Consider the following 22,658-nt stretch of genomic DNA (forward strand, 5'->3'; position numbering starts at 1 on the left):
CTGAATATACATCTCTCCATTTCCTTTACTTGTACCTCTGCAACTACAAACTCTAAGGAAACTAGATCATCATAATTCTCTGTACTCTCTATAACTTCAAGATGTTTAAATTAACTCCTTTATAAAGCTCTTGTAAGGCCCTTTACAAATTTAAGAAAATCCTTGTAAGTCCCCATATAATCCGTTGGTATTTTTTCCTGTGGCGTCCGGTTAATGATATGATTGTTGATCAAGTAAGTCTTGGCACCCATCTTTCTGATAGAAAGGTCTTCTTGAACATCATTGCCAACCATTAGAACATCCTCAGGTGATAAATCGTTTTTCTCCAGGACTTCTTTGTAAAACTCCAGATAGGGCTTACAGTGTCTATTGTCTTCAAATGACGTCACATGAGAAAAATCATTGATATCTAGACCGGCCCATGCAATCCTCTGCTCATTGGCTCTCATCGGAAAAATTGGGTTTGTCGCTATAATTAACCTATAGCCCTTGTTCTTTAATATTTGAACAGCTTCAACCATATCATCAGATGATGATGTTGCTGGTTTAACCTTATGAAAACCATCTTCGTAAAATTCATTAAACCTTGGTATATAGGCATCTAAGCTTCTTGGCATGGATTCATCAAAGTGTTTAAAAAACTTATTGTAATTGGTATCGTCTTCCCTGCTTTTAACCACATGAGAAACTGATTTCATAATTTGAGGAAAGATGGCTTTAGCCTCTTCATAATCATGAAACTTTTCTGTTACTGCATTGGCGTAAAGATTCATGAAATGTTCTGTATTCATAGGTAACAGTGTACCGTCTAAATCAAATAATATTGCTTTCATTTTCAACCTCCGTCTCACCTATTATAACATAAAAATAGAACTCCGAAGAGCTCTATCTATTATTAATCAGTTCATATAGCTTATGATCGTAATCCGTGATGATGTTGTCTACACCAAAGGCCAGCATTTCGTTCATATCATCTACTTCATTAATGGTCCATACATGGACTTCTCTACCTGCACTATGGGCCTTAGAAACAAAGTCTTCAGAGACATTTGAGGCTTCTACACTGTAAAAGTCCACTTCTAAAGCATCAAGATCCCCCAGTGCCACAAACATAATATAACCCGTCTTAATCTTTGAATTCAATGATTCCATTGCTAGTAAATCCTCATAATTTAGTGATGTTACAACACAATCATCAAGTTCGTATTCATTAATAAGGTCGTTTAATACACCATAAATTTCAGGACTGTTGCTGGCACCCTTGATTTCTATGTTAAGGGCAATTTTTCCCTTGGTCAGCTCTATGACTTGTCTAAGTGTAGGTACTGGTTCTCCTTTAAAAGATTCGTCAAACCAACCCCCAGCTTCTAGTTCCTTTATTTCATTTAGGTTAACTTGATCAGGCCTTTTATCTAGGCCAGTAGTCCTTTTGAATGAGGTATCATGCAGTAGGATAATCTCCTTATCTTTTGTTAGCTGTACATCTATCTCAACATGAGTTGCCCCATTTTTCATGGCAATTTCTATAGAAGACAGTGTATTCTCTGGCGCTTCAAATGAAGAACCACGATGGGCGGTTATGCCAACATCGTACTTAACAGCATAAAAGCTTTCATACAAATAGAAGTTGTACAAATAAGTTCCGATTATGACAACCACTACCGTTAGTGTAATCAAGACCCTACTGGCAAGTATTTTATTTAATAGACTGACTTTGGAAGTTGTCTGCATTTCAAGTGGTTGTAAGTTGTCTGTGAGTTTGTGATATAAAAGTGTCATTTGTATCATGGTCAGCGGCAGTGATATGGAAGCGACAATTAAAAGTAAACCCATAAAGATGCTGAAAACCAATTCCACTTGTAGTTCTTCACCAATTGGTAATAGAAAAACGCCTATGGCAAGTAGAACCATCACAAAGATAAAACCTATAACAACTAGGATTGTTAAAACAACTTCTGCTGTAAAATACTTAAATAGCTCTTTAAGATTGTTTTTTAAAATATTAGCAGCTCTTTTTAGAAACCTTTTGTTTTCCAGCTTCTCAAGTAAGAGAACATGCAGACAAAAGATGTATCTCACTGTTAAAACTGCAATTAGAACCACTGCTAATGACAGCATGGTGTAGTAAAAGTCATTCGACTCTATTACCTGCATGATAAAACCAGGTATCTCAAGATCGCCAAATATGGATGTCTTCATCTCTGATTCAAACATAGGTGCAATCACAGAAAAATATAAGACGATAATCAAGCCATCTATACCAAATAAGTATTTGACCCTTTTGATACTGTAAAAAGTTATGTCTCTAAATCTGATTTCTTTTCCAGTCGTTACTTTCTGATGTGTCAGTACAATAAGACCACCGAGCTGTATCATAATCGCCATAAAACAAACAAGAATGGTAACAGTCACCAAGACAAGGCCGTGTGGTGATACTAAAAACTTCTTTAGAAGACCATTAGTTACATAGTTTAGCCCCTTAGCCTTCATAAGTGCATTAAAGACAAGCCTTAAGCCTGGCATCATTATCAGACCGATTACAATGGAAGTAATCAGTTGATAACCTATATAGGAGTTTAAGTTTTTCTTGAAGAGATTGTAACCTTCAAGCTGAATTTTAAAATAATCTTTCATTAATCAATGTCTTTTCTTTTTGGGTAGTTGACCTCATATGCATAAGCTGCTTGAATCAAGACTTGATCGTCTAGTGCTTGACCAACAAATGTTAAGCCATAAGGTTCTCCGTTATCTCTATATCCTGAAGGTAGCGTTATGGCAGGATATCCAGCTGGTGCATAAATGCCTGACAATTCGTTACTCATGGATAAAATAAGATCCAGTTCATAGTCAGTAAATGCATCATCTATAACTTTTCTAGATGCCATTTTATTGTTTTCAATAAGCTTGTCAATGCCTTCATATTGGCCCTCTAGGGCATTTGTATGAAGTACTTGCCCAAATGGTATCACATCTGGGTGTTCTTCATTGTAAGCATGTATCTCATTTAGTGATTTAAAAGTAGTCTTTACATCAGGATTATTTAGAAAAGCTTTTACATCATAAATTATACCATGATTTAATACCGTCATCATATCTACATTTTCAGGACTGGCCATTGCTATTTCAATAACCTTTGCATCAAGTTCAGTTAACTCTTTTACTATTGCAGCCATTTCGTCAGAACCATTGTTCACTAGACCAATGGTTTTTCCTAATAAGAAGTCACTAGAAATTCTTGTATCAACTTGATAATCCTTGACTATTTCGGTTGCAGGATCTTTACTATCCACATTTAAAATACTGTTAAAAACAAGATTTAAATCAGAAACATGTCTAGCTTCTACGCCAGCAGTATCTTGTGCATCTGCAATTGGAATGATCAGGTCTCTACTTAATAATCCTATGGTTGGTTTTAGGGCAACCACACTATTTTGACCGGCTGGAAAAATTAATGAACCGGCTGTTTCTGTACCTATGGTCACAGTCGCCAAATCCAGAGCAGCTGCAGCAGAAGAACCCGAACTTGAACCACCTACATCAAATTTACCATAGGCATTCTTTGTCTGACCACCTAATGCAGAAAAACCGCTAGAAGATGGTTGAGATATAAAGTTTGACCATTCACTTAAATTTGCCTTTCCTATAATAAGTGCGTCTTCTGACTTTAAATCAGCGACCAATTTTGCATCTCTACTTGTTGTTAACTCTTTTAGAGCATAAGCGCCTGCAGCTGTATTCATATTTATAGCAGCGATGTTATCTTTAACCAGTACAACAACACCAAATAAAGCGCTGGTGTCACCTGCTGCTATTTTTTTATCGACTTCTTTTGCCTCTTCCAATAAGTTTGGATTAAGCTGAATAACTGTGTTATAGTCTTGGAACTTTTGAATCCTTGTCAAGTAATACTTACATAAGTCCACGCTAGTAAAGGAGCCTTTCAAAAGTTCTTCTTGTATCACTTGAATAGACTTACCATGAACCAGTGAGTAGACCTTGTCATATTGATCAAATGAATCAAGATCATAAGGTGAAAAATCTAAATCTCGTTTGTATTCACTGATGACTTCCTTTTCTATTTGAAGGGCTACTTGATCAAATGAAGCCAAGTAGTTCTTTACAACAATAAAGCCAATTATAAGTAGAACGATAATAACAATAATTAAACCTAGTAATATCTTTTTAAGCATGCTTTAACCTCATTTTTCTAATACAATAAACAATACCTAATATAAATATAAGCGAACATAGTATAGAACCTTCTATTCCAAAAGCTCCGCCTGAAATCAGATCCATCTTGTCTTTTGGCACAGACTCAAAGAATGAACCTCCAGGTACAGTGGTCCCACTTACCTTAACACCAAATACAGAACCCTGTACCCAGTTCCACGCGCTATGGAAACCGCATATGCCCCATAAACTCTCTTCTTGTAAAGCGTAAAATGCAGCGAAAACACCAAATAAAACCAAGTTAATCACTGGAAGAATTGTAATACCAGGATTTAAACCATGTAAAAATGCGAATAAAATACTTGAAACAACTATAGCTAATTTTACATTGTATCTTGCACCTACTATAGGTAGTACCCATCCTCTAAATACAACTTCCTCTGCAGCACCTTGAATCAGAAATCCTAAAAGGATTGTCAAAATTGCTGGTATAAAGGAAGCCTTAAAACTCCAAGTCATAGTCATACCGCCAAGTAGTGTTGCCAGTAAAACAGCTAAAGAGAACATGGCTAGACCAAAAGCAAAACCCAGTAGGTATTTCTTATGGCCCTTTTCTTCAAAGCCCATTGATCTAGGACCTCTTTTTTCTATGACTTTCACATATAAAAAAGTCACTAGAATAATTGGTAAGAAACCAAGTATTAAGTTGTTAAAGGCCGTTGACTGGAAATCCTTTAAATTTGGTATAAAAAACATAGAACCTAAAATGCTGCCTATGATCACAAAAGATAAACTAAATAATGATGCCAAAACAACATTTGGCTTATATTTAGCTACATTTGCATTTTCAATTAATTTGCTCATTTACTAACCCCTTTCTCATCTCTATATACTATATACTATACAGTTGACTACATGGCAATAATGGAGATATAATTAATATTACCTTAACCACGCAGTATACTGCATACTTTTGGAGGTTTTATGAAAATAGGTGCTTTTTCACAAAAATTCGATACTAAAAAATCTACTATCCGTTATTATACAGATATTCATTTACTCATTCCTAAAACAAGTGGTACATATCCTGATTATGATGAGTCATGTATAAAAGATATGGAAGATATCGTCATGTTAAAGGAGTTTGGTTTTAATATAGAAGAAATTCAGAGATACAAAACATTAGAAAGATTTTACTATAACACCAATCATCAGGTCTTAAAGGATATGATCCATCAGAAAGTTTCTGAACATAAACTGTCTCTTAAGAAAATTGAAAACCAGATTCATGATATGGAAGATTATATGGATACAATCAATACCAATAAAACCCATGCTAAACTCGGACTTCATTTTTCCATGTTAAATGAACTTAAATGTCCTGAGTGCAAATCGCTTTTTCAAGTGGAGAATGCCAGTCTAGTCAATCAAGTCATACTATCTGGCAATTTAAAGTGTAATTGCGGAAGCATTTATGAAATAGTGGATGGTATCATACTTACTTCAAATAATATGTCTGATATTAATAAAGTCAGTCATAATGATGATGTTGATAAAGTAAATTTCTTTAATAACACACACCATGCTTTAATGAAAAAAGCAGGACAAATGATATCTGATAAGCTTTCAATGTACGATCATAGAAATGGCATCCTTTTTATTAACGCTGATTTAGATGTTTTAATCATGGACTTAAAAAAGATATTTAAAAGTGATGGCAAATATTATATGTGTTCTTCTAGTCTAAGTGGATTGATCAGTTTAAAACACCATATGGAAGCTTTGAATCTAAAAGGCAATATTGTTTTTATCTATGAGAAAGACCTATATCCACTAAATATGAAAGCAGATGTTATGATAGATAATGCTGGTAATTTAATGGATCTATTAGCAGGTGTCCCTCTTGGACATCAATATAATACCAATGCTGATAACATTACATGTAAGTCCCTAATCCTACTCCACATGTATTCAAATGAAAAAGTTGATGTTAAATCTCTACCTTACATATCTGAGAAACCCTACCTTGATGTTATTGAAAATGTAGGATTTGAACTCATCAATAGTAAGGAGATAGGCGTTTTTGATCTGGCAGATGGCTTAATTTTGGATATCGAAAACATAAAAAAACTCAATATGACATATAAATTCTTTCAAAAACTGTAGTTTGCTACAGTTTTTATTATGTTTTGGGTATATTTGTGCATCTTTTGGTGATGTATTTACATTTAATGAGTAACTTATAGTTGCTTTTTGGGTAACTTTAAGGTTATAATAGGTATAGATACAGACAAAAGATAATAAATATTAGGAGGTCTCATTTAATGAGTAAACAATTCAAGTCGCCTTTACATGAAACAGCTATGACGACACCAACAGATTTCTGGAACGATTCATGTTCAATTCCAGAATTAACTTATGCTATGGAACACGGTGCAGTTGGTGCTACAACTAATCCTGTAATCGTAGGTAATGTACTTAAAAACGAAATGGATAAATATGAAGCTCGCATTTTTGAGTTGATTAAAGACATGCCTGAAGCAACTGAAGATGATATTGCATGGACAATCATCGAGGAAATGGCTGTTGAAGGTGCAAAAATTCTTGAGCCTCTTTATCATGAGACAAAAGGTCAGAAAGGTAGAATTTCTATCCAAACTAATACTAAGTTTTATAGAAGTGCTAAGTTAATGGCTGATCAAGCTGTTGGTTTCCATCAATTAGCTCCAAATATGCAAATCAAGATGCCTACTACTTCTGCTGGTATTGAAGCATTTGAAGAAGCGACTTATAGGGGCGCAAGTATCAATGCTACGGTATCTTATACAGTACCTCAAGCACTTGCTGTAGCTGAAGCAGTTGAAAGAGGCTTAAAGCGTCGTGAATCTGAAGGTCTTCCTACAGAAGATATGCATCCAGTATGTACAATCATGGTAGGTCGTTTAGATGACTGGTTAAAAGATGTTGCCAATAGAGACCATATCATTGTTGATCCTGCTTATTTAGAGATGGCTGGTGTTGCAACATTTAAAAATGCCTATAAAATTTATAAAGAAAAAGGTTATAGAACTCAATTACTAGCAGCTGCATATAGAAACCATCACCAATGGTCTGATTTTATCGGTGGCGATGTTTCTTTAACAATCCCATTCAAGTGGCAAAAGCGTTTTAATGGGTCTGACATCACAGTTGAAAACAGAATGGATAATCCGGTAGATCCTAAAGCCATTGAAGCATTAAAGAAGCACTTCCCTGACTTTGTAAAAGCTTACGAAGCAGATGGTATGACTGTTGAAGAATTTGATACATATGGTGCTGTTACAAAAACTTTAAAACAATTTTTAGCTGGTTACGATAGCTTAATCGAAATGATTAGAGATCGTATGGTTATCATTAAATAGTGAACAATGTCATCGACTGTCCCTAACCTTTGGTGATGTTATTCTGGAGTAGAATTCATTAAACGTTCCTTCGTTAAATAGTTACTTCTGCATTTAAGTTTTATTTGCTACTCCATATAGTTTATGTAGAAAAGACACTCCGGTGTCTTTTTTACATAAAAAAAATACCCGAAGGTATTATATTTCAAAGTCCACTAAAGGATTGTTACCATCCCACTTGTAAGAAAAATAGCTTTCCACCTCTTGTTTGGTCACCTCTTCTAAAGCATTAGGTTGCCAGTCTGCATCTTTATCCTTGTCTACAAGTACTGCCCTAACCCCTTCAAAGAAATCATGTGACAACATGAAGTTCATGCTCATATCAAGTTCCATTACAAGACACTCCTTGATGGATTTACCTTGACCTCTTATCAATTGCTCTAAGGTCACTTTAAGTGATGTCGGAGACTTTTGACTTAAGGTCTCGTAAATATCTTTAAGATAAGGATCGTCTAAATTATCTTTTAATGACATCATTATTTCTTCTAAACTATCATATGAAAAGTGTTTTTCTAGTAGATGATAGTGTTCTCTTAAGTGACCCTTATCTTTAACTTCTATTTTATATTTAGAAATCAGCTTATTTAAGTCCTTATCTGTCTCACGCCACTTCATTTGATTAAGATCATCTTTTAAATTTAACCATGCATTAGAATCAATCATGTAGTCTGCAGCATTTGAAAATAAAATATCATCTGGTCTTATGACTTTAGAAGTAAGGGCTAGATACCTACCAAGATGACCTGGAGATTTATTTAAGAAATAAGATCCGCCTACATCTGGATACAAGCCTATGTTCATCTCAGGCATGGCCCACTTGGTCTTTTCATTGATCAAACGATGACTACCTGCCACTGCAACGCCTACACCACCTCCCATAACAATACCATTCATATAAGTGAGTATGGGTTTTGGATAGGTATGCATCAAAAGATTCATACAATATTCTGTATAGAAAAAGCCAAATGCATAAGTTTCTATGTCTTCATTTCTCTTTTCATAAAGATGTACCACATCTCCTCCCGCAGAAAAGGCCTTTTCACCGGCACCTTCCATACAAATTAATAAAACATCTTTATCCTCTTTCCATAAGACCAGTTGTTCGTAAAGGTCTTTAATCATTTCATAAGAAAGTGCATTAAGCTTTTCAGGCCTATTTAAGGTAATATAACCCACATGATTTTTAACTTCAAATGATATACTCATATCTAATCCTCCGTAAATGATTTAAAGAGCAGTGAAAACACTGCTCAATAAACTTGAAATATAAACTTTTTACTTATATAATGAAACTACTTAATATTTATTATTTTTTGGGGTAGCACACCTTTTCTGTATTTTTAGTGCTACTTTTTTTTATTTCATTACATGTCCAAAAAGTTCTTCATCTGTAGGAATGACTTCTGGGATTGGCTTAGATACCCAAGTTACATTGATAAAATGCTTGTATGAGATGTTCTCAGATGAGATATTGCCACCCCATGAACCACAACCTAAAGTCAATGTAAAAGGCATACCGTTGTCCCAGTTACCACTGTTACCATAACATTGTGGTTGTCTGATCATAACACGGCTTGTCTTTGTCTTTAATCCGATTTCTTTAACTCTTTCTTCATCTGTTGTATGAAGACCACACGAGTGACCAGATCCTTGATAGCCTGTGATTTCATTCACTCTATCGATAGCAGCATCAAAATTCTCAGCTTTATAAACTGTTAAAACGACTGACATCTTCTCGCCTGAGAATGGATAATCACTACCAACACCATCTTCTTCAACCATTAAGAAAGAAGTACCTTCTTTAACTTTTAACTTTGCCATCTCAGCAATTTTATCAGCTGGTTGAGCAATAACATGTCTGTTTAAATGACCATCTACCCATAGCGTATTTTGAATCATAGTCTTTTCTTCAGCATTCGCTAGGTGACCACCAACATTTTGTAATGCTTCAAGTAACTCATTGTAAACTGATTCTACAACCACAATCGAGTTTTCTGAAGAACAAGAAGTTGCAAAGTCAAATGTCTTAGATGCCATAATTTTCGCAGCTGCATCGTTTAAATCAGCTGTTTCATCTACAATAACAACAGCATTACCAGCACCCACACCATATGCAGGTGTACCAGATGAATAAGCTGCCTTTACCATACCTGAACCACCTGTTGCTACTACAAGATCACATTGTGACATCAACTCACTTGATAGTTCCATTGAAGGTTGATCGATAGCGATTAATAAATCTTCAGGTGCATCGTATTTTCTTAAAGCATCTCTCATAATTTCTACAATACGTGTATTTGTTTTTTTCGTTCTTGGATGAGGTGCAAATACAATGGCATTTTTACCTTTGATAGCATTCATTGCCTTAATAACTGGTGTTGCTTCAGGATTTGTACAAGGTACCAAAGCACCAATTACACCTACAGGTTTTGCAATCTTGTACAAACCTCTTTTTTCATCTTCTTCGATAATACCAACTGATTTCTCACCAAGCATGTCTCTTAAGTTACCACGAACTTTTTTCTGTAACTTAACATACTTGCCTTGGTAATTTCCTAATTGTGATTCTTCAACTGCTAGTTTTGCAAGTTCTTCAGAGTTTTCTTCTTTAACAATTTCCCACGCAATCGCTCTTACAAGTGTATCAATTTGCTCTTGTGAGTAATCTGCAATCTCATTCATTGCCACTCTGCCTCGTTCAATTAAACCAGCAATCATTTGCTTTTCATTAGACATTTTGCCTCCTATTTAATTTCACTAATTTTAACCGGTCTGCCTTCTAACAATGACTTTTTAGCTGCTAAGCCAATCAATACTGGCGCTAAACCATCATTTGCGTTAACAGGTACTTGAGTATCATTTTCAATTGCCTCAACAAAACATTTAAGTTCATCAGCAAAAGATTGCATGTATCTTTCTAAGAAGAAATAAAGTGGCTTTTCACCTTTTACACCATCTTTTGTAGAGATAACTGCTGTCGAACTAGAATCGTTAGAAACAGCTACAGCACCTTTTGAACCAAATACTTCTGCTCTTTGATCATAACCATAAGCCGCTTCACGACTGTTATCGATCACAGCTAAAGCACCATTTTCTAACTTCATCGTCACAATTGCTGTATCAATATCACCTGCTTCACCAATTGCTGGATCAACTAAAACATTGCCATAGGCATGTACTTCTACGACTTCAGAACCAGATAAGTAACGTACCATATCAAAGTCATGAATGGTCATATCTAAAAACAAACCGCCGGATACTTTTACATACTCAGCTGGTGGTGCTTCTGGATCTCTAGATGTAATCTTAATGATATGCGGTTCACCTACAACACCGTCTTTAACTGCTTGTCTGACTGCTCTAAAGTTATGGTCAAATCTTCTGTTAAAACCAACTTGGTACTTAACACCCGCTTTTTCCACTGCTTTTAAAACGGCATCAATTCTATCTAAATCATGATCGATTGGCTTTTCACAGAATACATGTTTACCTGCTTCAACAGCTTCAACAGAAATAGATGAATGTGTATCTGTAGATGAACAAACTAAAACTGCTTCAATTTCATCATCTTCAAGAATTTTATGATAATCCTCATAAACATTTTCAATACCCATTTCTTTCGCCCAAGCTCTTGTTTGGTCATTTAAAAACGGATCAGCAATCGCCTTCACTACAGCAGAAGGCACATACTTTGTGATACTCTCACCATGAACCTTACCAATTCTTCCTGCGCCAATAATACCTACTTTTAACATAATGCCTCCTATAATCCTGTCTTTTCTCTGATGAAATCTCTTGCTTTTAGTGCGTATTCTAGTGGGTTTGCAATTGCAGGATCTTGCTCAGCTTCTACAACCATCCAACCTTCATAGTCATGTTTTGAAAGTACATCAAAAGTATGGTCAAAAGAAATCACGCCATCGCCTGGTACTGTAAACACACCTGCTTTAACACCTTTTAGGAATGACCATTTCTCTTTTTTTAATTTATCTAAAACATCTTGTCTAACATCTTTTAAATGTACATGAATAATTCTGTCCTTGTAAGTATCGATGATATGATCTACAGAAGCTTGACTACCTTCAGAGAAATACATGTGGCCTGTGTCAAACAATAAGTAAACATCATCATTTGTCATGGTCATATACTTTTCAACTTCTTCAGGTGTTTGTACGCCTGTACCCATATGATGATGGATAGATACTTTCATACCTTTTTCTTCAGCTAACTTAGCCAGTTTGTTGTAACCATTCGCGAGATTTTTCCATTCTTCATCTGTGAAAACGGGTTTTTCATCAAAAATTGGCTTATCTAATCCCTGAATACTATGACCTTGCTCAGAACAACCGATAACCTTAGCACCCATGGCATGAAGAAAATCTCTATGTGCAACAAAGGCGTCTAATGTTTCCTGTTCAGGTTTTGTTGTAAAGAAGGTAGAAAACCATGCATTACAAATCTGAACGCCTCTTAAATCCAAGGCTTTTTTCAGTTCATCTGTATCTGTTGGATACTTGTTACCAACTTCACTACCTGTAAAACCAGCTAAAGCCATTTCACTCACACATTGCTCAAATGTGTTTTCTCTACCCAACTCAGGTAGATCGTCATTAGTCCATGCAATTGGCGCTATACCTAGCTTTACACGATCTTTGTTCATCTTCATTTCACATTCCTCCTGAAGTTTAATATTTTCTTGCTTTCTTTAACTCATTTATCATGTCAACATGTGACTTTTCTATGGATGCCTTCTTTGATACTTCAGGAACCCCAACATGCCACCATGCACCATAACCGTTTGTCATTGTTTTTGGTAATACTTTTACATCAATTAGAGTAGAAACTGTCTGTTTTTTTGAATCCTCAATGGCTGCATAGAACTCTTCTTCACTAGCCACAGAATATGTTTTACATCCATAACCTTCTGCTACTTTTGCAAAATCAATTGGCACAAGACCGCCTGTTAAACCATCTTCTTCTCTGTATCTAAACTCTGTACCAAAAGAGCCCATACCATTTGACATTTGAAGGTTGTTGATACAACCGAATGCCATATTATCAAATAAGACGATGTTGATCTTTTGTCTTTCCTGGATACTTGTAACAAGCTCAGAATGTAACATCATAAAGGATCCATCACCAACCATGGCATAAACTTCTTGATTAGGAGCAGCTAGCTTAACACCTAATGCACCTGACACTTCATATCCCATACATGAGTAACCATACTCCATGTTGTAGGTGTTTGCCTTTTTTGGTCTCCATACTCTTTGTAAACAGCCAGGTAAAGAGCCAGATGCACCAACTACGATGGCATCATCATCCAAGTACTTATCTAAAATGCCTAAGGCCTTTGTCTGTGTTAAACAAGATTTAGTTTGCTCATAAAACTCTTCAAGTACATGATCTAAATGACCTGCTACTTCAGCAGTGAAGTCCTCTGTATAAGTAACAGAAAATAACCTCTCTAATTCTTCTTTCCAAGCCTCTTTAGCTTTTTTAATATCATCTGTGTAAGACGACTCATAACCACTTAACTTATCTGATAAGGCTTCTAATGTTGCCTTTGCATCACCTACTAAACGCGTAGCCCCCATTTTATAAGCATCAAATTTAGAGACATTTATGGTTAAAATTTCTGCACCTGCAAACAAAGACTTAGAAGCAGTTGTAAAGTCAGTTAGCCTAGTTCCAAGAGCTATAACAAGGTCTGCATCTTTTGCTATGGCATTAGCAGCTGAGTTACCAGTTACACCAATACCACCTAAGTTGTAGACTTCATCATATGGTAAAGCACTTTTACCAGCTTGAGTTTCACCAAATGGTATCTTAAACTTTTCGCAGAACGCTTTTAAAGTAGAAGCTGCTTCAGAGTATCTTACGCCACCACCACAAACGATGATTGGTTTCTTCTTTGATTTGATAAGCTCTACAGCTTTGTTTAAAGCTTCATCTGATGGTTTTACCCTATCAAGACTGTGAACCATTTTTTCGAAGAAGTACTCTGGAAAATCATAGGCTTCTGCTTGAACATCCTGCGGAAGACAAATGGTAACCGCACCAGTATCAGCAGGATCTGTTAAAACTCTCATTGCATTAACCATAGCAGACATCAACTGCTCTGGTCTATTTATTCTATCCCAGTATTTAGATACTGGTTTAAATGCATCATTTGTAGATATCGATAAATCATGAGGTTGCTCAATTTGTTGTAAGACTGGATCTGGTTGGCGCGTTGCAAACACATCACCAGGCAAAAAAAGTGTTGGTATAGAATTGGCACTTGCCGTAGCAGCCGCTGTTACCATATTAGCTGCCCCCGGTCCTACTGAAGAGGTACACGCATAGATTCTTCGTCTATGACTTTGCTTTGCAAAGGCAACTGCCGCTTGAGCCATACCTTGTTCATTTCTTCCTTGATGCACCACTAGATCACCAGGGTCTTCTTCTAAAGCTTGGCCAAGGCCCATTACATTACCATGACCAAAGATGGTAAATACACCTTGAACAAATTTTTCTTCTTTACCATCTAAAGATATATATTGTTGATTTAAAAATTTCACAAGTGCTTGTGCAACTGTTAATTTAATAGTCGTCATTCTTTACTCCTTCTCAGGCCAAATTTTTACATCTGAATCCAATAACCATACATGATCTTCATCATCTACACGCTCTGTCCATGGGTTGTTATCCAAGTGACGAATCATCCAGCAGTAATACATGGCATAACCAGGCGCTGTTGTTTGAGGATGTACAAGTCCTCCTGGAATAGCAGACATGGAGTTGTCTGTAATCTTATGAACATCTTCTCCAATGATTGAACAACCAAAACCTTGCGGTTTATTGAATCTATAGTAGTAGATTTCTGGTTGCGGATGATGATGCGGTGGATACGATGACCATTTACCAGGATAGTTAATAACTTCTCCCATGACCATATTAGAATAAGGTGCGTTCTTATAGTCAAAGACAGTTCTTACAACTCTTCTAGATGTATCGCCTAGAACGCCGTCACCAAATACATCTGACGTGCAATCTTCTGGTTTATAAAACTTAGAATCAAACTCACGGTCATTGGTTGTCTTTTGAACAAGAACTTCAGCCGTTTCTAGAGCTTTCAATACAACTTTTTTTGACTTGCACACATGTAAACATGTAGGATCTTCGTCAAACAAAGATGATCTAGAAGCTTTCACTCGATTATCTTCATATGTAAACTCAAGTCTTCCAGCCATTATAAGAACTGCAACTTCTTTTTCAGATTCCTCGATAGTCAAAGTTTCATTTTCTGACATCTTATATACATCTACATCCATCAGCATGTCGCTGTGTAATCCATCCATTTCAGATAAGATGTTTCTGCCATGTGTAATGGCATCTAATTTTCTAAGCATTTTCGCCTCCTAAAATTCTCATTTTATGCATGACCACTTGTTCAACTTGTTTCATAGGTTCCTTAAATAACTTGATCCTATCAAACTCAAGTGGATTTTTATTAAACTCATCTCTCATTGTGTGACCAAAAGCCATCCTGATAGCTGTACCAATATTGACTTTGCAAATACCTTTAGACGACAGCTTCTTAAGATCAGAATCTTTTACACCTGTAGAACCATGAAGTACAAGAGGTACATGGGTCATGGCTTCTATTTGTTCTAAAAGTTCATACTGTATAACAGCTTCTTGTTCTGTCATCCTATGAAGGGTCCCTATAGCAACAGCAAGAGCATCTACACCTGTTTTTTCAAAGAAAAGCTGAGCTTCGGAAGGATCAGTATATGAAGCATTTGAGTTTAGAGCTGGGTCACTGTATCCAACGGATCCTATCTCACCTTCCACACTCGCGCCATACTTACTCGCCAGGTCTACAACTGCCTTTGTATTTCTAATGTTTTCCTCTAGCGGTAATGCTGAACCATCATACATAACTGATGAAAAACCAGCTTCTAAAGCTTTCTTTACAACTTCTATGGTCTTACCATGGTCTAAGTGAACCACAACAGGTACTTTTGCCTTTTCTGCAATTTCTATCAACATTTTACCAAGGATCTTAATGGGCATATGATTGATAGCATCAACATTTGTCATTAAGATAACTGGTAAGTTTAACTTTTCAGAAGCTTTAACCACACTAATGGCATCCTCATAGCCATAAACATTGAAACCTGCTATTGCGTATTTATTCTTATAAGCTTCTTTGAGGATTTCTTTTAGTGTAACTAACATGGCTCCTCCTAACTTTCATCTTCTTTAACAGTCTTTATAAATGATAAGAGCATTTCCTCAGATGGCATGGCATCTGAACAAGAATGGCTAGATACCAACATAGCAGCTGCTGCACTACCGCATTCCAAACTTTCTGATACAGACATGCCTTTCATTAAGAAATGAATAAATGAAGATGCATAAGCATCACCACCGCCAAATGATTTGAGAAGTTTAGCAGGAAAAGGTTTTACCATATGCTCTAAACCATCACATGTATAGCCAACCGAACCTTCCTTACCATGTTTGACAACAACAATCTTCGCCTTGTAATCAAACCACCTGTTGGCAGTTACTTTATCATCCTTATTGTCTGGGTCTACTATTCTCTCACATAGATCAAATTCTTCTCTTGAACCAATAATGATGTCTGATACCTTGGCTACCATTGAATAGTAAACCGATGTATTGTCTATATGTTTCCATGAGTAAGGCCTGTAGTCTATATCAAAGATGATGATGACCTTATGTTTTAAAGCATATTCTATGGCCTTCATGACAGCTTCTCTTGATGGTGATTGAGAAAGTGCTGTACCTGATACTAAAATACACTTTGCTTTTTTTATATATGATTCCTTTATATCTTTAGGATGTAGCTTTAAATCTGCCACATTGTCCCTGTACATTAAAATACTAGATTCTGTAGGGCTTTTAATCTCTGTAAAGGCAAGTCCCATAGGAGCGCCTGAATTGTCTATTGTGATACCACTTGTATCGATACCTTCAGCCTTAAAATAGTTTAGGGCAAATCGACCTAGTTGATCGTCAGAGACACGACCGATGAATCCGACCTTTCTACCAAGCCTTGCCATACCGATGGCAATATTAGCAGGTGAACCACCAACATATTTTGTAAAAGTTTCTGACTCTTCTAACGGTCTATGAATTTTGTTGGCATTAAGATCAATACCGATTCGACCAATGGGAATGATGTCAATGGCCTTCTTTTCTGGAAAAACTAACTCACATGTTTTCACAATTTACCCCTTTCAAGTGTAACTTTTGGTTATATCATTGGTATTTCTTTGTGATTTAAGTGCTCGTAGAGCATCTTTTGAGTATCTTTTGATTATATATTAACATTTCATCTTGTAAAAAACAATAACTTTTTCTATAATAGTATTAAGAAACTTTTCAGAACACTAATTGAAGAAAAATAAGTTATAAATTACTAAAAATCCGGAGGACTAGAAATTGAAATTAGAGAGAATAAACAGTATAAAGAAATACCTTATTGAACATGAAACAGCATCCCTTGATAAACTGTGTGAAGTATTTAATGTCTCCAAGAATACCATCCGGCGTGATGTTGCTGAACTTGAATCACTTAACATCGTAAAAAAAGTTTATGGGGGTGTTACCCTTAATAGAAAAGAAGAAACCATTCCTTTTCAACAACGTAAAGAGCAAAATGTATCTGCCAAAACAGAAATAGGCCGACTTGCAAGCGAACTGATCCAAGAAGGCGACATCATCTTTATTGATTCAGGTTCAACGACTGTTGCACTTATTCCCTTCTTAAAATACAAGGAAAATGTTACTGTTGTTACACACAGCTTAAGCGCTATTAATGAAGTGTCTAAACTACAAAACTTAACCTTAATTTCAACAGGTGGTTTTCATCAAAGAAAAACAAATTCCTTTGCAGGTATCTCTACTATTGAGTTTTTAAAGAATCTGAATATCTCAAAGGCCTTTATGGCTACAACAGGTGTTTCTATAGAAAAAGGTGTTACCAATACCACTTATCTAGAAGCGGAAATAAAAAAGACACTGATAGAAATCAGTGAAACTATTATTTTAATGTCTGATAAAAGTAAGTTCGAAAAATCTTCATTTATGAGATATTGTGATCTAGACCAGATAAACTACTTTATAAGTGACGAAGAGCCACCTCAATCTTTTCTAGATTACTTTAAGCAACATTCAATCATATGTAAATATCCAGAATAAGTACTAAGCCATTCATAGAGTGGCTTTTCTTTATGCATTTAGGAATATAAGTTATAATGTTATAAAGGAGGCATATATGTATATAGAAGTTGATGAGAAAATATTTGAGTTATTTCCTGAAACACAAATCGGGATTGTAAAACTGCATTACCAGCCAGGTCAGGCTAAAGACACTGAATCACTACTTATGGAATATGAGAACCTTGCCAGACAGATCCATACAAGTCCACTACTAGAAATTGGTGAACTCTCTCAGTGGCGTACGACATATAAGACTTTGAATGTTAAAAAAGGTGTTAGAGTATCTGTTGAGTCACTTTTAAAGCGTGTCATTAAAGACAAGAAGCTACCAAACATCAACCCACTTGTTGATATTTATAACTGTGTTTCACTCAAGTATGCCCTACCTTTAGGTGGAGAAGATTTGAGTGCTGTTAAGGGCAACATACACTTAACCCTGGCTGATGGGAATGAGTCCTTTACCACAATAGGTTCTGATATCAATGAACCACCCGAAAAAGACGAAATCGTTTATAAAGACGATTTGGGTTGTTTATGTAGAAGATGGAACTGGCGTGAAGCAGACAGGACTAAGTTAACTGATCAAACACAAGACGCGATCATCGTTTTTGAGGTTCTATCGAAAGCTTACAGACCAATTTTAATAAAAGCTATGAGCCATTTCGAGGAACTTGCCAAATCCTATCTTAATGCATCAACTAGAGCTAAGATATTAGAGGTTCATGATAGACGAATGATGCTTGACGATTAAGGCTAGGCTCTATACAATATACTTATGAACAAAATACAGGTAATTGAAAAAATACAAGCACTCTTAAAAAGAAAGCGTGTACAAAATCTTTCTATCAGAGAGATTTCAAAAGAAGTGGGTATCTCTACAGGGTCATTTTATAATCTATTTCAAGATAAAGACGAACTCTTATTTGAAATAAGAAAACATGAAATCTGTCAAATGAGCGACTATATTGATCAAATTTTGGATAAAGAGAAAGACTATCTCTTTATTCCTGCCATTAGGCTATCTATCATGTTTGATCGTTTGGTAGAACAAGAACTCTTGTTTGAGACTATGTCAACTGCCAAAGAGAGCATGTCCATGAAAGAAGCTAAGATGGCTAATATCATATACTTCATTAAAATGGCATTTAAGGACTACACATCATCTTATAGCGAAGAAGACTATAAACACAGAGAGATCATGATTTCAGGTATGATCGAGTCAACCTTTCAAGCTTATATAGAAGGTTTTGATATCGATCTAGATTATATGCAAGAACTCATCATCCAAACAGTATATAGAACCTTTGATGTACCGGAGGATAAAATAGACTACATACTCAATAATTATCGCAACTATTTAAGAAAAGATGTCACCTAGACATCTTTTTTACATAAGCGGTGCAAACAATCTTAAAACTAGTGCACATAATATTTTAAACCAACCCACATTTTGCAGATCTTCCATAGTAATCTCTACACTCTTATCCAAGGTATCTATATAATCCTCTTTTACATCTAAAACTGTCTTGGTGTTCATCATCCAAACACCACATTCAAAGTGAAGATACAAACTTCTGAAGTCCATATTGATGGTACCAACCACGGCATACATATCATCCACAACAAAGTTCTTACCATGCATGAAACCTGGTTCGTACTCGAATATTTTAACACCATTCTTTAAAAGCACTTCGTAGTAGGATTGAGAAACCATATGCACATACCATTTATCTGGTATATGAGGTGTGATAATTCTTACATCAACACCTGACTTGCTGGCGTTACATAAGGCTGTGATCATTTCAGAAGAAATAATCAAGTATGGTGTTGTTATGTAAACATAATCCTTTGCCTTGTTGATCATATTGATATAGACATTTTCTCCAACAGATTCATTATCAAGTGGATTATCTGAATATGGTAATACGAAACCCTTTTCCGTAATAGTATCCTGCTTGACCTTAAACTGCGTGATATCTGTATCATCTCCAGAAAGGTAATCCCACAAGGTTAAAAACATCACAGTAAAAGACCATACAGCGTCACCTCTTAACTTGATGCCCATGTCCTTCCAGTGGCCAAGTCTTTCTATTTTGTTGATGTACTCATCCGCTATATTTAGACCACCAGTAAAGGCAACCAAGCCATCAATGACCAAAATCTTTCTGTGATCTCTTGTATTGTATTTAGAAGATATAATGGGTACCAGTGGATTGAAAACCTCACATTTGATACCATAAGATCGAATCTTTTTATAGTACTTATGGGGTAACTTTAGAGAACAACCTAAATCATCATAGACAACTCTAACATCTACACCTTCTTTAACCTTTTCTTTTAGAATCTCTAATATAGAGTCCCACATGTAGCCCCTCTCAACTATGAAATACTCCATGAAAATGAATTTTTTAGCCTTCTTCAGCTCTATGATCATATCTTCATAGTTCTTCTCTCCTATGGGATAATAGGTGGTGTCTGTGTTGACATACGACGGATAAGGTCCATAAGTTTCTAAGTAGTTCATCTGCTGGCTACCATATGGATCTATGTCTCTTGCAGCTTCTAGATGACTTGGATCTACTTCTAATAAGGACTTAGTCTTATTTTCTATGACCCCCATCTTTTCTTTTTCCTTCCTACTCAATTGGTTACCTGAAAAAGTGATGTAAAAAACACCACCGAAAATAGGCATAAGGGCTATAGGCAGCGCCCAAGCCAACTTGTAAGCAGGATTTGTATCATCATAAACAATTTTAAGTATTGCCAAGGTTGAAATTAAGAGATTAATTCCATAAAAAAGCTGAGAATAATCGCTTAAAAGCCATAGCATAGAAATCAAAAACATAAGTTGTGATAGAAATGCTGTTGCTAAGATGATGATTCTGTTAAAAAATATTTTTCTAATAAACTTCATAGTGCCTCCGTAAAGTCTATTATACAACAAAAAACTCCCTGACGGGAGTTAATTAAATTTTAAATTTACTTATAGCATCAACCAGTTCATCAGATAACTCCTTACTCACATGAGCTGTCATAGACAGTTCTTGTATAGAAGCCATTTGCTCCTCAGTAGAGGCACTCGCCTGTTGAACACTTGATGAGTTGTCTTCAATTGATCTTGAAATCTCCTGAATTGAATGAACAATGTCATCCTTATTGGCATTGATTTTAGCAGAAATTTCTCTTACAAGATCAATACGCTGATTCAGACTAGATAATGCCGATGACGTATCTTTAAAGATATCACTGGTCGCTTCAATAGAAGAGTTTTGGTCATCAAATATTTCTTGAATATCTGACATCATATTTACTGCTTGAACTGACTTGTTTTGGATATCACCAATTAATGTCTTAATGTCTTCAGTTGCTGTACTGGTTTCTTCAGATAATTTTCTGATTTCTTCAGCAACTACTGCAAAACCTCTACCCGCTTCTCCAGCTCTAGCAGCTTCTATAGAAGCATTTAAAGCCAATAAATTGGTTTGAGATGATATTGCTTCTATGATCTCTGTGATTTGCTCTGCATCTGTTGCTGACTTATTAATTTCATTGGTCATAACTGAAATTTCTTGAGCAGACTCATTAGACTTAGCAGTCTTTTCATTCAGTTCATCAATAATTTTTAAACCTTTAACACTCATCTCATTGGTTTCATGAGAATACTCTTGAACTGAATAGATTTGAGTTTCAGAATCCTGTATCTGGTCACCAAGATCATTTGTCTTTGTAACAACTACAACTGCTTCATCTGTTTGTTCTTGAGAGGTATCTGCAATCTGAGACATAGCCTCTGTAATTTCGTTCATGGCATAAGAAGACTGTTCTGTAACTTCAGCTAAACTTGTAGAAGAAGCTGAAACTGATTCAGATGCGTCTCTTACTCTTCTTAATAGGTCTCCTACATTGTCCTTTAGTTCATTTAAGGCTCTTGCAAGATCGCCAATTTCGTCACTTCTTGAAAGTGTTTTTTCTTGTATTTCTACAGTGAAATCACCTGTCGCGATTTGCTCCATCTCATTTCTGAACTTAGAAAGTGGACGAAGAACAATTTTATTAACAATTACCAATATACCAAAGACAAGCGCTAAGATAAACCATCTTACCCATGACGTGTACTTATTGGCTATCTCCTGAACATTTTGTAATTGATCAATATGTTCATTTAATAAAGTATTGATATGAACCTGGAAACCATCTAAATCATCTTGGATAAATCGTGCATCATCATTGATTAGTTTCATGCCTTCCATCATCATTTGCTCTGACATATTTGCAGTTGCATTAGATGAATAGTCATTCATATCTGATGTAAGTTGCAAGTGATTTTCCTTCAATGCTAATAAATGATCGTATACTTCTTGGTACTCAGCTTCTTCATCTGGATTAAAATCATCTTTGGCCTCAGTTAGCATTACACCGGCATAACCAATAGCTTCATCATATTTAGCTGCAACTTCTGCTTCTAATTTCATCAAAGCTTGATGAGGATCAGGCGCATTGACATTATTTCCTCTATCATTAAACATGTTTGACATAGAAGCCAACATAAACATGTTTTCTTGTTTTAACTCTAAAACCTTGATATCTGATATAGCATTATTTAGTGGTATACTAGTATCTTTTACATCCTGTAATTCATTTGATACTATGCCTGTCTGAACTGATGTTGTTATCTCTAATGCTAACATACCAACAATAATTAGGGCAAATAAGATAAATACTCTTGCTCTTATACTTTTTACATTCGCTTTTCTTTTCATATATTTTCTCCTCATAAATATTTTATACCACATCATTCTTGATTTAAAA

19 protein-coding genes are annotated in these 22,658 nt (G+C 35.7%); 5 read left to right on the plus strand and 14 right to left on the minus strand.

The features are described from left to right. Nucleotides 1-119: 119 nt before the first annotated feature. From EZV73_RS19825 to EZV73_RS19840, 4 genes are read right to left on the minus strand one after another with little or no spacing between them, the layout of a single operon-like run. Nucleotides 120-833: an HAD family hydrolase gene (locus EZV73_RS19825; protein ID WP_240842166.1), complete on the minus strand. Its 714-nt coding sequence runs from the start codon at nucleotides 831-833 to the stop codon at nucleotides 120-122. A 52-nt stretch (nucleotides 834-885) separates the two neighbouring features. Beyond that, nucleotides 886-2,634: a glycerophosphodiester phosphodiesterase family protein gene (locus EZV73_RS19830; protein WP_240842167.1), complete on the minus strand. Its 1,749-nt coding sequence runs from the start codon at nucleotides 2,632-2,634 to the stop codon at nucleotides 886-888. Continuing rightward, on the minus strand, nucleotides 2,634-4,190 hold the full coding sequence (locus EZV73_RS19835; RefSeq protein ID WP_240842168.1) for an amidase family protein: 1,557 nt from the start codon (nucleotides 4,188-4,190) through the stop codon (nucleotides 2,634-2,636). The genes EZV73_RS19830 and EZV73_RS19835 overlap by 1 nt, the downstream gene beginning before the upstream one ends. Then, nucleotides 4,183-5,034, minus strand: a complete 852-nt coding sequence (locus tag EZV73_RS19840) for a CPBP family intramembrane glutamic endopeptidase (protein ID WP_240842169.1) — start codon at nucleotides 5,032-5,034, stop codon at nucleotides 4,183-4,185. Before EZV73_RS19840 ends, EZV73_RS19835 begins: the two co-directional genes overlap by 8 nt. Before the next feature lie 120 nt (nucleotides 5,035-5,154). Between EZV73_RS19840 and EZV73_RS19845 the strand changes: the two genes are divergently transcribed. Continuing rightward, the gene (locus EZV73_RS19845; RefSeq protein WP_240842170.1) at nucleotides 5,155-6,336 is read left to right on the plus strand and encodes a MerR family transcriptional regulator; all 1,182 of its coding nucleotides are present in this window, start codon (nucleotides 5,155-5,157) and stop codon (nucleotides 6,334-6,336) included. Nucleotides 6,337-6,494: 158 nt separating this feature from the next. After that, nucleotides 6,495-7,571, plus strand: a complete 1,077-nt coding sequence (locus EZV73_RS19850) for a transaldolase family protein (RefSeq protein ID WP_240842171.1) — start codon at nucleotides 6,495-6,497, stop codon at nucleotides 7,569-7,571. A gap of 177 nt (nucleotides 7,572-7,748) precedes the next feature. Here the strand turns inward: EZV73_RS19850 and EZV73_RS19855 are convergent, their stop codons facing one another. The 8 genes from EZV73_RS19855 to iolC all read right to left on the minus strand — a co-directional run bounded on the left by EZV73_RS19855 (nucleotide 7,749) and on the right by iolC (nucleotide 16,852). Continuing rightward, a complete protein-coding gene (locus EZV73_RS19855) occupies nucleotides 7,749-8,816 on the minus strand; it encodes an enoyl-CoA hydratase/isomerase family protein (RefSeq protein WP_240842172.1) in 1,068 nt (355 codons plus the stop codon). Nucleotides 8,817-8,966: 150 nt separating this feature from the next. Continuing rightward, nucleotides 8,967-10,346, minus strand: coding sequence for an aldehyde dehydrogenase family protein (locus EZV73_RS19860; RefSeq protein WP_240842173.1), 1,380 nt, complete (start codon nucleotides 10,344-10,346; stop codon nucleotides 8,967-8,969). An 8-nt stretch (nucleotides 10,347-10,354) separates the two neighbouring features. Next, nucleotides 10,355-11,365: an inositol 2-dehydrogenase gene (iolG, locus tag EZV73_RS19865; RefSeq protein ID WP_240842174.1), complete on the minus strand. Its 1,011-nt coding sequence runs from the start codon at nucleotides 11,363-11,365 to the stop codon at nucleotides 10,355-10,357. 8 nt (nucleotides 11,366-11,373) lie between these two features. Further along, nucleotides 11,374-12,276 carry a myo-inosose-2 dehydratase gene (gene iolE, locus EZV73_RS19870; RefSeq protein ID WP_330637175.1) on the minus strand — a complete coding sequence of 301 codons (903 nt, stop codon included), beginning with the start codon at nucleotides 12,274-12,276 and terminating at the stop codon, nucleotides 11,374-11,376. A 19-nt stretch (nucleotides 12,277-12,295) separates the two neighbouring features. Beyond that, the gene (iolD, locus tag EZV73_RS19875; RefSeq protein WP_240842175.1) at nucleotides 12,296-14,209 is read right to left on the minus strand and encodes a 3D-(3,5/4)-trihydroxycyclohexane-1,2-dione acylhydrolase (decyclizing); all 1,914 of its coding nucleotides are present in this window, start codon (nucleotides 14,207-14,209) and stop codon (nucleotides 12,296-12,298) included. Nucleotides 14,210-14,212: 3 nt separating this feature from the next. After that, entirely contained in the window at nucleotides 14,213-15,004 is a 792-nt protein-coding gene (locus EZV73_RS19880; protein ID WP_240842176.1) for a 5-deoxy-glucuronate isomerase, read from the minus strand. Continuing rightward, entirely contained in the window at nucleotides 14,997-15,836 is an 840-nt protein-coding gene (locus EZV73_RS19885; RefSeq protein WP_240842177.1) for a class II fructose-bisphosphate aldolase, read from the minus strand. The genes EZV73_RS19880 and EZV73_RS19885 overlap by 8 nt, the downstream gene beginning before the upstream one ends. A gap of 8 nt (nucleotides 15,837-15,844) precedes the next feature. Beyond that, the gene (iolC, locus tag EZV73_RS19890) at nucleotides 15,845-16,852 is read right to left on the minus strand and encodes a 5-dehydro-2-deoxygluconokinase (protein ID WP_240842178.1); all 1,008 of its coding nucleotides are present in this window, start codon (nucleotides 16,850-16,852) and stop codon (nucleotides 15,845-15,847) included. A gap of 217 nt (nucleotides 16,853-17,069) precedes the next feature. Between iolC and EZV73_RS19895 the strand changes: the two genes are divergently transcribed. The 3 genes from EZV73_RS19895 (at nucleotide 17,070) to EZV73_RS19905 (ending at nucleotide 19,227) form a co-directional block, all read left to right on the plus strand. Beyond that, nucleotides 17,070-17,828, plus strand: coding sequence for a DeoR/GlpR family DNA-binding transcription regulator (locus EZV73_RS19895; protein ID WP_240842179.1), 759 nt, complete (start codon nucleotides 17,070-17,072; stop codon nucleotides 17,826-17,828). 76 nt (nucleotides 17,829-17,904) lie between these two features. After that, nucleotides 17,905-18,600 (plus strand): B3/4 domain-containing protein, encoded by a 696-nt coding sequence (locus EZV73_RS19900; RefSeq protein ID WP_240842180.1) that lies wholly within the window; start codon nucleotides 17,905-17,907, stop codon nucleotides 18,598-18,600. A 24-nt stretch (nucleotides 18,601-18,624) separates the two neighbouring features. After that, the gene (locus EZV73_RS19905; RefSeq protein WP_240842181.1) at nucleotides 18,625-19,227 is read left to right on the plus strand and encodes a TetR/AcrR family transcriptional regulator; all 603 of its coding nucleotides are present in this window, start codon (nucleotides 18,625-18,627) and stop codon (nucleotides 19,225-19,227) included. Nucleotides 19,228-19,236: 9 nt separating this feature from the next. On the opposite strand, the gene cls is transcribed toward EZV73_RS19905, so the two are convergent. Next, entirely contained in the window at nucleotides 19,237-20,763 is a 1,527-nt protein-coding gene (cls, locus tag EZV73_RS19910) for a cardiolipin synthase (RefSeq protein ID WP_240842182.1), read from the minus strand. Nucleotides 20,764-20,815: 52 nt separating this feature from the next. Then, nucleotides 20,816-22,609, minus strand: coding sequence for a methyl-accepting chemotaxis protein (locus tag EZV73_RS19915; protein ID WP_240842183.1), 1,794 nt, complete (start codon nucleotides 22,607-22,609; stop codon nucleotides 20,816-20,818). Between the last annotated feature and the right edge of the window lie 49 nt (nucleotides 22,610-22,658).

It is taken from the genome of Acidaminobacter sp. JC074, from assembly GCF_022496765.1.
In the GTDB taxonomy this organism is placed as follows: Bacteria; Bacillota; Clostridia; order Peptostreptococcales; family Acidaminobacteraceae; genus JABXKX01.